The 6,816-nt window shown below is 60.9% G+C and carries 7 protein-coding genes; 5 read left to right on the plus strand and 2 right to left on the minus strand.

The window, feature by feature from the left end:
- Positions 1–38 precede the first annotated feature (38 nt).
- From ACEXKH_RS01730 to ACEXKH_RS01740, 3 genes are all read left to right on the plus strand, one after another.
- Entirely contained in the window at positions 39–1,292 is a 1,254-nt protein-coding gene (locus ACEXKH_RS01730; RefSeq protein ID WP_373572849.1) for a 4Fe-4S binding protein, read from the plus strand.
- A 114-nt stretch (positions 1,293–1,406) separates the two neighbouring features.
- A complete protein-coding gene (gene ychF / locus ACEXKH_RS01735) occupies positions 1,407–2,483 on the plus strand; it encodes a redox-regulated ATPase YchF (protein WP_055309950.1) in 1,077 nt (358 codons plus the stop codon).
- 11 nt (positions 2,484–2,494) lie between these two features.
- Entirely contained in the window at positions 2,495–2,878 is a 384-nt protein-coding gene (locus ACEXKH_RS01740) for a DUF1648 domain-containing protein (RefSeq protein WP_089572786.1), read from the plus strand.
- A 9-nt stretch (positions 2,879–2,887) separates the two neighbouring features.
- Here the strand turns inward: ACEXKH_RS01740 and ACEXKH_RS01745 are convergent, their stop codons facing one another.
- Complete coding sequence (locus ACEXKH_RS01745) at positions 2,888–3,277, minus strand: hypothetical protein (RefSeq protein ID WP_161155742.1); 390 nt, start codon at positions 3,275–3,277, stop codon at positions 2,888–2,890.
- Positions 3,278–3,353: 76 nt separating this feature from the next.
- On the opposite strand from ACEXKH_RS01745, the gene ACEXKH_RS01750 reads away from it, so the two are divergent.
- The gene (locus ACEXKH_RS01750) at positions 3,354–3,572 is read left to right on the plus strand and encodes a helix-turn-helix domain-containing protein (RefSeq protein ID WP_035136926.1); all 219 of its coding nucleotides are present in this window, start codon (positions 3,354–3,356) and stop codon (positions 3,570–3,572) included.
- A 22-nt stretch (positions 3,573–3,594) separates the two neighbouring features.
- Here ACEXKH_RS01750 and ACEXKH_RS01755 read toward each other — a convergent pair whose 3' ends face one another.
- Positions 3,595–4,608, minus strand: coding sequence for an asparaginase (locus ACEXKH_RS01755; RefSeq protein ID WP_161155744.1), 1,014 nt, complete (start codon positions 4,606–4,608; stop codon positions 3,595–3,597).
- A 268-nt stretch (positions 4,609–4,876) separates the two neighbouring features.
- On the opposite strand from ACEXKH_RS01755, the gene guaA reads away from it, so the two are divergent.
- Positions 4,877–6,475, plus strand: coding sequence for a glutamine-hydrolyzing GMP synthase (guaA, locus tag ACEXKH_RS01760; protein ID WP_161155746.1), 1,599 nt, complete (start codon positions 4,877–4,879; stop codon positions 6,473–6,475).
- The last annotated feature ends 341 nt before the right edge of the window (positions 6,476–6,816 follow it).

Raw genomic sequence — 6,816 nt, forward strand, 5'->3', positions numbered from 1 at the left:
TCTCTTGCTTGTTTGCACTGCTCAGGGAGGGGCCGCGCATGGCGCAGGAACACGATCTGTTTGATGACATTATCGAGATCAGCAAGGGTTTCGACTTTCTTAAAAACCCGCTTGGCGGCGTGACCGATGCGCTCGATCCGTCGGCGCCGCAGTGGAATCCTGCCGACTACAAGGAGCGTCCGCGCGGCAACACCATTCCGTGCCTGACCTGCAAAAACGAGAAGAGCGGCTGCACCGCGTGCATGGACGTGTGCCCGGTCAACGCTATCGAGGTCGAGGAAGACGCCATTGAAATCCTCGACTCCTGTCGCAAGTGCGGCCTGTGCGCCGCTGCCTGTCCGACCGAGGCGATCATCTCGCCGCGCCTGGCGCCCAAAAACCTTTACGACGACATTGTCTCGGCAGCTACGAGCCACGAGACCGCCTACGTTACCTGCACGCGCGCCCTTAAGCGCATGCCGCGCGAGAACGAGGTCGTCGTCGCCTGCGTGGGCGATATTACGGCCGAGACCTGGTTCTCGGTGCTGGCCGACTATCCCAACGTGAGCGTCTACCTGCCACTGGGCGTGTGCGATAAGTGCCGCAACACCGGTGGCGAGGATATTCTGGGTGAGGCGATTGCGAAGGCCGAGGAGTGGTCTGGCACGGGTATGGGCCTGGAGGTCGACCCCAAGAGCCTCAAGTGCCATAAGCTTCGCGAGTACGAGCGCAAGGAGTATATGGAAAAAATCGCCCGCACGACGGGCCTGACGGTGACCAAGCTCAACCCGGCGACGGCGGCGCTGGCCTCGGTGACACAGAAGCTCAAAGCCCATCGTCATCAGATCACCCAACTGGAGCGCACGCTCAACACCATGTGCGGCACCACGACGACCAAACGTCGCCGTTCGCTCACGCACGGGCGGCAGCTGGTGCTCTCGACGCTGCAAAACCACCCTGAGCTTGCCCAGAACATGCAGGTGAGCACGCCGGAATGCGATTTTGACAAGTGCACGTCGTGTGGCGAGTGCGTCAACGTGTGCCCCACGTTTGCCTGCGATCTGGTGGGAAGCGGCCGCTTTGCACTGGAATCCACGTATTGCCTGGGTTGTGGAGCCTGCGTCAAGGTGTGCCCCGAGCATGCACTCAAGCTTGTTGAGCACGACGCGTCTAACTTGGTCGTCGTCGACCCCGAGGCCGAGGAAAAGGCCGCTCAGAAGGCCAAGGCCCACGAAGAGGCCGAGAAGGTCAAGGCCGAGGCAAAGGAAAAGCTCAACAAGATGCTCGACCAGGTGGAAAAGCTCGCGGACTAGTCAGCGATCCCTATCTCTGCTTCATTCGTGCCGCTGCGGTGTCCGGATTCGCCCGGATGCTGCGGCGGCGCTATACTTATGCAGTTTGAAATACTTGTACCAAAAGGAGCTGTCGTGTCCCTTTCCATCGGTATCGTGGGCCTGCCCAACGTGGGCAAGTCGACGCTATTCACCGCGCTTACCAAAAAGACCGGCCTTGCCGCCAACTATCCGTTTGCCACGATCGACCCCAACGTGGGTATCGTCGACGTGCCCGATAGCCGCTTGCAAAAGCTCGCCGACATCGTCAACCCGGGCCGCATCGTGCCGGCAACGGTCGAGTTTGTCGACATCGCAGGTCTGGTGAAGGGCGCTAACGAGGGCGAGGGTCTGGGCAACCAGTTCTTGGCCAACATTCGCGAGACCGATGCCATCTGCGAAGTCGTGCGCTACTTTAAGGACCCCAACGTCATGCGTGAGGTGGGCCGCACCGGCGAGTTCGTCGATCCCGCCGGCGATGCCGACACCATCATGACCGAGCTCATCCTGGCCGACATGGGCACGCTCGAGAAGCAGCTGCCCAAGCTCGAGAAGGAGGCCAAGCGCGACAAGGAACTCATGCCCAAGTTTGAGGTCGCCAAGCGCCTACTCGCCTGGCTCAACGAGGGCAAGCGTGCCGCATCCATGGAGATGACCGACGAGGAGCGTGCCGCCGCCAAGGGCCTGTTCCTGCTCACTATGAAGCCCATCCTGTATGTGGCCAACGTGGACGAGGATATGCTCAACGAGGACCTGGCGCCCATCGACGGTGTCAAGCCGTTGCCCATCTGCGCCAAGATCGAGGCCGAGCTTTCCGAGCTCGATCCCGAGGACGCTGCCGACTACCTGGAGAGCCTGGGCCTGGAGCAGCCCGGCCTGGACGTGCTCGCGCAGGCAGCCTACAAGCTGCTCGGCCTGCAGTCGTTCTTTACGGCTGGCGAGATGGAGGTCAAGGCCTGGACGGTGCGTCAGGGCGCGACCGCCCCGCAGGCCGCCGGCGTGATCCACACCGACTTTGAGCGCGGCTTTATTAAGGCCGAGGTCATTGGCTACGACGACTACATCGAGCTCGGTGGCGAGCAGGGCGCCAAGGCTGCCGGCAAGCTGCGTATTGAGGGCAAGGACTATGTCATGGCCGATGGCGATGTCGTGCACTTCCGCTTTAACGTGTAAGGACGACGCATATGTTTAAATATGGCAAAAAAGCTGGCTACATGGGTATTGCACTGCTCGTACTTGCGGTGATTCCGCTGGTGGTCGCAGCGTGTGTTATCCCCAACATTGGTCCCGAGGTTGCAACAAAGTTTAACGCAGCCGGCGAGGTGACGCGCTGGGGCAAGAGCTACGAGCTGCTGGCACTGCCGGTGCTCAACCTGTTGCTGAGCGTGGCGACGTACTTTACGGCGGGACGCCAGGCTAAAAACAATGATGACTCCGCCGCCATGGCGCGCATCGTGTGCGAGCGCTACCTGCGAAACGGCTGCATCACGGGCGTGTTCCTCAACGTGATTAACGTTTACTTTATGTACTCGGCGATTACCGGAACGGGCTTTGGCTTTGGTTTCTAGCTTGTCCTTTTAGGCAACGAGCCTGCACGCATATTCAATGGCTGCTGCGAGGCCGCCGCTCGATCGTGGTTTAAAGACCATGTCGGCGGCGGCCTCGTTTTCGTATCCGGCGCCGCGAAGGGTGAGCGCGGTACCGGCTTCCAAGAGAAGTGGCAGGCCACGCTGGCTGGTTGCGATTACGGCAGCCTGATTGAGCGAGCAGCTGTGCGCTTGGCATTGAATGGCAAGTTCACCTTGCGCCGGGCAATGGACCAGAACGGCGGCGACGCGACTTGATAGCAATGCAAATGCTGTGCGCTCATCGGGCGAAAGGCATTCTGCTTCAACGACGACGAGCGTGGGTGGTGCGCTGTTTGTGCGAGGCGTGGCTCGGTACATGCGGACCGAAGAACCCGACATAGAAAACTCCTGTGTATTCGGCAAAACGTAAACTATAGTTTACGTTTATGTTCGGCTCCATTTCAAACTCGGCTGCATGGACGAACGTGCGAAACAGATTCTTGGCAGGCGGGTCGAAGAGACACGCAGGGACCTTGGTATCTCCAAGGTTGATTTTTGTGTGGCGACAGGAATCAGCCGACCCTACCTCGACCGAATCGAAGATGGGACGGCAAATTTCACGCTCAAGGTTCTATTTAAGATTGCGCCCGCACTCGGCATGACGGTGTCAGAACTTCTCGAGGGTATCGAATAGGGGATACCCGTCGACAACCGAATTACGCCATCGGGATGCGGTCGTGGTTGACTTGGCTGTAGAACAGGCGCTGGATCTCGGCGGCATCGCGTGACTGGCCGAGTGCCCACATGGTCTTGGCCACGAGTGTCTCGGTGGTCATGTCGTCGCCGCGCAGAATGCCCGGATAATCGGCGTAAGCACGGCCGACCTCATAAACGCCCAGATCGAGGCCCTCTTCGGGGACCTGCGTGGTCATAACGACGGTGCGGCCAGAATCGACCCAGCGGAAAATTGCCTCTTGGAACGACTCGCCCGACTCGCCAAACTCGGGAATGCCGCCAATGCCAAAGGTCTCAAGGATTGCAGCATCGTAGCTGTCGGCAAGGGCGTCCAGGATACCCGGGTTCACGCCGGGCGTTAGCTTAAGGACAAACACGCGCGGGTCGATGCTGTCGTAGAAACGCACCGGGTTTTCGCCCTGATGCGTGCCGTGAAGCCCGTTGCGCACGATGCGGTCGTTGCGGATATAGGCGATGGGCGGATAGTTGACGCTAATGAACGCGTTAAAGCTCATGGTACGCTGCTTGCGGGCGCGCGTGCCGGCAATGGCGACGCCGCCAAACACAATCGAGACATCGTGCGAGTGCTCGTCGAGCGCATAGAGCAGGCTCTGGTACAGATTGAGTTTGGCGTCAGTAAAGGGATTGCCCATGGGCTTTTGAGAGCCGGTGAGCACGATGGGCTTGGGGCTGTCCTGAATCAGGTAGGAAAGCGCTGCCGCGGTGTAGCTCATGGTGTCGGTGCCGTGCAGAATCACGAAGCCGTCGTGGTCGACATAACCCTCGACGATGACGTCGCGGATACGCATCCAGTCACTGGGGCGCATATTGGTGCTGTCGATGTTCATGGGCTGCACGACGTCGAGCTCGCAGAGGCCCGAGATCTCGGGGACGCTCTGGGCGAGTTCCTCACCGGTCAGGGCGGGGGAGAGGCCGTTGCCGTCCTCGGTCGATGCGATGGTGCCGCCCGTGGCGATGAGAAGGATGCGCTTCATTCTGGTATTCCTATCGTATTTGCCGCCGCAAGGGCGGAGCCGTTCGGCAGTATTGTGGCACAGGGCGTCCAATGTTCAAACGTATTACATCATCTGTAACGTTTGGTAACACTTCAATTGCTGTCAAATAGGAGCCCAGGTCGTGCGTTTGCCGTGCGCTGATGGCTGCGAGGGACGAGAAACCCCATATAACGTGTACACTATGAAGGCAATTTTCGTTCATTCGCGCGGGTGGGCATCGGCTCCCCGCCAACAAGAGGGGGAAACCATGGATCAAAAGGCTTCCGCAAAGGTCCTCGTACTCGACTTTGGTGCGCAGTACGGTCAGCTCATTGCCCGTCGCGTCCGCGACCTCAACGTGTATTCCGAGATCGTTCCCTGCGACATCTCGGCCGATGAGATTCGCGAGATGAACGCCTCTGCGCTCATCCTTTCTGGCGGCCCGGCCTCCGTGTACGCCGAGGACGCTCCGTCCATCGATCCCGCCATCTTTGATCTTGGCCTTCCCGTCCTGGGCTTTTGCTACGGCCATCAGATCACGGCCGTGACGCTCGGCGGCAAGGTCGGCCACTCCGAGGTGGGCGAGTACGGCCGCGCCACCATCACGCGCACGGCTGGCGCCAAGCTCTTTAACTCCACGCCTATGGAGCAGACCGTGTGGATGAGCCACCGCGACGCCGTGTCCGAGGTGCCCGAGGGCTTTACCATTACCGCCAGCACCGACGTGTGCCCGGTTGCCGCCATGGAGTGCGTCGAGCGCAAAATCTTCACCACGCAGTTCCACCCCGAGGTCAAGCACTCCGAGTACGGTCAGCAGCTGCTGAGCAACTTCCTGTTTGAGATCTGCGGCCTGGAGCCCAACTGGAGCATGGACAACCTGGTCGAGACCATGACGGCCGAGTTTCGCGAGAAGGTCGGCGACGACCGCGTGATTCTGGCCCTGTCCGGTGGCGTCGACTCCTCCGTCGTGGCTGCGCTGGGCGCCCGCGCCGTGGGCAAGCAGATGACCTGCGTGTTCATCAACCACGGCCTGCTGCGCAAGGGCGAGCCCGAGCAGGTGGAGGAGGTCTTCACCAAGCAGTTTGACGTCGACTTTATCCACGTCCACGCCGAGGACCGCTATGCCGAGCTTCTGGCCGGCGTGACCGAGCCCGAGGAGAAGCGCCGCATCATCGGTACGCAGTTCTGGAAAGAGTTCTTCGCCGTGGCGCAGCAGCTCGAGACCGATGGCAAGCCGGTCAAGTACCTGGCTCAGGGCACCATCTACCCCGACATCATCGAGTCCGGTGCTCGCAAGACGGGCGGCAAGACGGCCACCATCAAGAGCCACCACAACCTGATCCCGTTCCCCGAGGGCGTGCACTTCGACCTCATCGAGCCGCTCGACCACTTCTTTAAGGACGAGGTCCGCGCGCTTGGTCTGGCGCTGGGCCTGCCGGGTCATATCGTGTTCCGCCAGCCTTTCCCGGGTCCGGGTCTGGCCATCCGCATCATCGGTGCGGTCGACAAGGAGAAGCTCGAGATCCTCAAGAATGCCGACGCCATCGTGCGCGAGGAGCTCGATGCCTACAACCAGCGTCTGTTTGAGCAGACCGGCGAGCGCAACTCCGAGCACAGCTGCTGGCAGTACTTTGCGGTCCTGCCCGACATCAAGTCCGTCGGCGTTATGGGCGACGAGCGCACCTATCAGCGCCCGATCATCCTGCGCGCCGTCGAGTCCAGCGACGCCATGACCGCCGACTGGGCCAAGCTGCCCTACGACGTTCTGGCCCGCATCTCCGGCCGCATCGTGGCCGAGGTCCCCGGCGCCAACCGCGTGTGCTACGACATCACGTCCAAGCCGCCCGCGACCATCGAGTGGGAGTAGGCTGACAGGGTTCTGACCTGCACTTTTGGGTGCCGCACTGTGACGCTGAGTTTTGTTTCGTACGAGAGTCACGGCAAAGCCGCCAGCGACATTGGTGAGTAAATACGGTAACCGAGCCTCCGTTCCCAGGTTGGGACGGAGGCTTTTTCTTTGCCGTTTTACTCCCCTTCACCTGCGATTTCGCGATTTACTCCCCGTGTTTCAAGATGGAAGCGTTTGGTTGCGAGGCACGCCCCTGTGCGGGGCCTGAGTCGTCAGGCCCCGCACAGGGGGACCGCGATGGTGGCCACCGCGCCGCCCGAGGGGCTGTTGGCGAGCGAGACGGAGCCCCCGTGGGCGCT

Source organism: Collinsella aerofaciens ATCC 25986, assembly GCF_964259375.1.
Taxonomy (GTDB): domain Bacteria; phylum Actinomycetota; class Coriobacteriia; order Coriobacteriales; family Coriobacteriaceae; genus Collinsella; species Collinsella aerofaciens_BO.